Source organism: endosymbiont of Ridgeia piscesae, assembly GCF_001443665.1.
Taxonomy (GTDB): Bacteria; Pseudomonadota; Gammaproteobacteria; order Chromatiales; family Chromatiaceae; genus Endoriftia; species Endoriftia persephonae.
On sequence record NZ_KQ557170.1, the window covers coordinates 1 to 4,098 of the forward strand.

General features: G+C 49.4%; 4 protein-coding genes and 1 pseudogene. All 5 read right to left on the reverse strand.

The features are described 5' to 3' along the window. Positions 1-331 precede the first annotated feature (331 nt). Positions 332-1,423: a redox-regulated ATPase YchF gene (gene ychF / locus Ga0074115_RS15290; protein ID WP_060528699.1), complete on the reverse strand. Its 1,092-nt coding sequence runs from the start codon at positions 1,421-1,423 to the stop codon at positions 332-334. A 94-nt stretch (positions 1,424-1,517) separates the two neighbouring features. Next, a complete protein-coding gene (locus tag Ga0074115_RS15295) occupies positions 1,518-1,823 on the reverse strand; it encodes an STAS domain-containing protein (RefSeq protein WP_039959450.1) in 306 nt (101 codons plus the stop codon). Between the two features lie 28 nt (positions 1,824-1,851). After that, the gene (locus tag Ga0074115_RS16020) at positions 1,852-2,169 is read right to left on the reverse strand and encodes an STAS domain-containing protein (protein ID WP_082626959.1); all 318 of its coding nucleotides are present in this window, start codon (positions 2,167-2,169) and stop codon (positions 1,852-1,854) included. Positions 2,170-2,195: 26 nt separating this feature from the next. Continuing rightward, positions 2,196-3,407: a methyl-accepting chemotaxis protein gene (locus Ga0074115_RS17140; RefSeq protein ID WP_057957276.1), complete on the reverse strand. Its 1,212-nt coding sequence runs from the start codon at positions 3,405-3,407 to the stop codon at positions 2,196-2,198. 122 nt (positions 3,408-3,529) lie between these two features. Then, a pseudogene (locus tag Ga0074115_RS15305) lies at positions 3,530-4,009 on the reverse strand (CheB methylesterase domain-containing protein); the annotation flags it as partial. Between the last annotated feature and the right edge of the window lie 89 nt (positions 4,010-4,098).

Below are 4,098 nucleotides of genomic sequence, written 5' to 3' on the forward strand. Positions count from 1 at the left end.
CACGCCGCTGGCCACGCGGGAAGACGGGAAACAAATCTGGAAGGAAAAATTCATCGGCTGAATTTGACCTGACAGTCACGCCATCGAAATCGGTAACTGTCAGATTAAGTCCCGACTACTACACTTTAGGGAACCACTGAATAAGTCGTGATTGCTTTACGCCAACTAATATCACCCCAATTAACCCCGAAGATCACAACAATAGAGTGGTCATTCCTGCTCATTTCGAAGCAAATTGGTACAATTTTATCTCAGCCCAAATCCAACCAGACTTAATCAGCGCTCGCCTAGTCTAACTTACATCAGCTAAACGGTTCCCCCGCCCCAATCATCAAACATTGAACCGGAAATGGATTATGTCACCGTCTTTGACCTGATAATCCTTGCCTTCTGAACGGAGTTTTCCCGCCTCACGCGCGCCCTGCTCGCCTCTAAATTTGACGAAATCATCGTAGCTGATCACCTCGGCACGTATAAAACCCCGCTCAAAATCTGTGTGGATGACCCCGGCAGCCTGGGGTGCTGATGCATTGGCTGGGATCGTCCAGGCTCGAACTTCTTTTTCACCGGCAGTGAAGTATGTCTCAAGCCCCAGCAACTGGTAACCCGCCCGAACGACGCGGTTCAAACCCGGCTCATCCAATCCCAAATCGGAGAGAAACTCTTCCCTCTCATCCTCTTCAAGCTCCACAATCTCAGCTTCAATGGCGGCACACACAGAAACCACTTCAGCCCCCTCTGCAGAGGCAAGCGTATTCAACGCATCCAGATGCGGGTTGTCTTCAAAGCCATCTTCCGCAACGTTTGCAATATAGAGGATGGGCTTTACGGTCAGCAGGAATAGTTCCCGAATCTCCTGTAATTCATCATCGCTGAGCGCCATAGAACGCACTGATTTGCTGTCATACAGATGATCACGTATGCGCTCCAACAAGGCCTTGCGGGCAAGCACCTTCTTGTCACCAGTCTTCGCCTGGCGAATCGTCTTGTCCAGCGCCTTTTCCACAGACTCCAGATCAGCCAGCGCCAGCTCATTATTGATCACCTGAACATCGGCAAGTGGATCGATCTTACCGGCCACATGCACCACGTCATCGTTCTCGAAACAGCGCACCACCTGCGCAACCGCATCCGTCTCACGAATATTGGCAAGAAATTTATTCCCAAGCCCTTCACCTTTGGAAGCGCCTTCAACCAGTCCGGCGATATCGACAAACTGCATGGTAGTCGGAAGCACTGCTTGAGGATTAACGATCTCGGCGATTGCATCAAGGCGCGGATCGGGTAAGGGGACCACTCCTACGTTGGGATCGATAGTACAAAAAGGATAATTTTCGGCCGCAATAGTGGCCTTTGTCAGAGCGTTGAAGAGCGTCGACTTACCCACATTGGGGAGCCCAACGATACCGCATTTAAAACCCATATTCCGGAGCCTCAAAAGGCACAAAGCATACCGGAAATGAGGCCGGACTTTCCAGCAGGGCGCGAGGTTCCCCGCACTATCGCCTGCTTCGATGCTATTTGATCAGAAAAAGCTTGCCGAAGTTGGCAATCTTCAAGATCTCATTGATCGCGTCATTTCCGTTGGCAAGCACCACGCTATCCTTCACCTTTGAGCTATGCTCACGCAACTGCAACAGCATCCCCATCGCGGAACTATCCATATACTCAGCCTCAGCCAAGTCCACCACAAAGCCCATCTCGCCCTTTGGGTAGGCCTTGTAGGCATTAATAAAATCTTGGTGTTTGGAGAAGTCAAACCGTCCGGATATCTTTATCGTCACACTCGTGCCATCTGATGACTTTGATGTAGTTACCGACATACTTGCCTCACAATCTACGTTCAATTTACTACTTGGCCTGTGGATCCATCTGAAAAAGGTGGCCAAACCCAGCTATTCGCAATATCTCACCAACTGACTGATTAAAACCTATGATTCGGATATTTGAGTTATCACCACCAGAGCGCTCACGTAGCACCAACAACATTCCCAGCGCAGAACTATCTATGTAATCTGCTCCAGACAGATCAATCGTGTAGTGGCTCTTTAACGGATCATTTTTGCCATAAGCCGCACGAAACTCCTGATGACAGGAAAAGTCAAAGCGCCCAGTGACAGTGATTCTGATGCCACTTCCAGCATCGTATGTAGTGCTTGACAGACTCATTCTTTTAATCCCTACATGCGCCGCTGCTAAAAAAGCTCCACATCACCCTCACTCATACTCTCCTGATCTACCGGCTTATGGGTGGCCATATCAGCAAACTGCTGTTTAAGCGATTCGCGGACCGTCCGGATACTGACGGCAAGTTCCTTCGGAGTCGTTTCCGGGGCACTCACCATCCTATTTATCTCGGTCTGCATTGACTCAAATATATCCTCAATTTTTGAAAAATGTTCTTCACTATAACCGGAAAGCTGGCGCACGATATCCTCAAACTGCAATGACCGCACAGCCGAACCAACCTGGTTATGAATCTCAGAGGACATTGATGAAACTTTAGCCAAGTTATCCGCAATGACTTCATTCACTTCTGCAACCTGCCGCATCATTTCATCAACACGTGCCTTTGAGTGAATTGCAAAGCCCATATCTTTTGAAGCCAGGGTTGCAGCTGAGTCCCTAGCCTCCTGAATATTTTCCTTAGAGGTGCCTATTACATTTCTGATCTGATCGTTGAAGCGGTTTGATCTCTGCGAGAGCTTACGCACTTCATCAGCGACAACAGCAAACCCCCGACCTGCCTCACCCGCCCGAGCAGCCTCAATAGCTGCATTCAGTGCCAATAGATTGGTTTGATCGGCGATCACCTTAACATCTGTCAGCAATGAATCCGCATGCTCCATCTCCTTGGACATATCCTCAACACGCTCCACCAACATCATGGTGTTGTGGCTAATCGTGACAACGTGCTCGACAAAAAAACGCAGAACTTTGTCCGTCTCACTGGCAAAGTCAGCAAATGTGATCTTTTTGTTACCTTCACTCTCAATACCGTCTGACACACTCTCTATCAGACCCATCACCAGCTCCAACTGCGCCTGTGATTGTCCATTTATTCCGTTAAAACTCTCTTGCAGTGTTTGGACCGCATCATTGATCAATGTCTGAATCTGGGCCTGCTCACTTCGCAGCTTGGCAACCTGCTCACTAACTCCAAGCTTAATTTCCCGCGACAAGGCACCCATCTCGCCGATTAATTCACCGCCACCAGCAAGGGCGCGAATGCTTTGTTCTCCTTGCGTCAGTTTTTTACGATTTCGATAATCGAGCAACCCCCAAATGAGAGTCAGCACTGCCAGCATCAGGACACCAATCCAGCTCACCCCCATTGACCAAGCGGCCAACACAAACAGGCTAGAAAACACCCAAGGGTGCCAGGATTTTGCAAAATAGTTGGCCATCTATACCGCCAAATTGATCCGCTCTGCTGCTAGAGTATTAGGTCTGCCTCACTCGTTATCGGCGCTTTGGTATGAATCTTGAGAGCAATGCATCTCATGCCCGCAGGTCCGGGCACCTTGAACTATTGTTTGCATAGTTCAGTGAGGCGCATTCCGATCTTTTGCAATGGAAGAACTGCCTCCACATAGCCACGCTTGACCGCCTCTCCAGGCATTCCCCAGACCACGCTGCTCTTCTCATCTTGCGCTATGGTCGGTGCACCGGCCTGCCGCATCTCTCCCATGCCTTCAGCTCCATCATCGCCCATTCCTGTTAGCATTACTGCAATTGCATTTGGGCCTGCATTTTGCGCCAGGGAGCGGAACATCACATCTACCGACGGCTTGTGCCTGTTCACCGGAGGACCATCATTCAAGCTGCATATGTACCTCGCCCCATCGCGTCGCACTAAAAGATGGCGATTACCAGGAGAAATATAGACATGTCCGGGCAGAATCTGCTGCCCATTCTGAGCCTCGCAAACAGTAAGCTGGGTAATGCCATTGACACGACTGGCGAATGCGGCACTAAACGCTTCTGGAATATGCTGTGAAACGACTATATTAATCGTTCCGAAAGTATTGGCAGTCTATTTTTGAACTTGCCAAAATATACTTTGTATCTGACATGCGGAAGAAACTCTTAATCAGC

What these genes read in the sequence shown, in the direction of transcription:
- Ga0074115_RS15295 (WP_039959450.1), bottom strand. Translation starts at nt 1,823, where the DNA reads ATGTCGGTAACTACATCAAAGTCATCAGATGGCACGAGTGTGACGATA.
- Ga0074115_RS17140 (WP_057957276.1), bottom strand. Translation starts at nt 3,407, where the DNA reads ATGGCCAACTATTTTGCAAAATCCTGGCACCCTTGGGTGTTTTCTAGC.
- Ga0074115_RS16020 (WP_082626959.1), bottom strand. Translation starts at nt 2,169, where the DNA reads ATGAGTCTGTCAAGCACTACATACGATGCTGGAAGTGGCATCAGAATC.
- ychF (WP_060528699.1), bottom strand. Translation starts at nt 1,423, where the DNA reads ATGGGTTTTAAATGCGGTATCGTTGGGCTCCCCAATGTGGGTAAGTCG.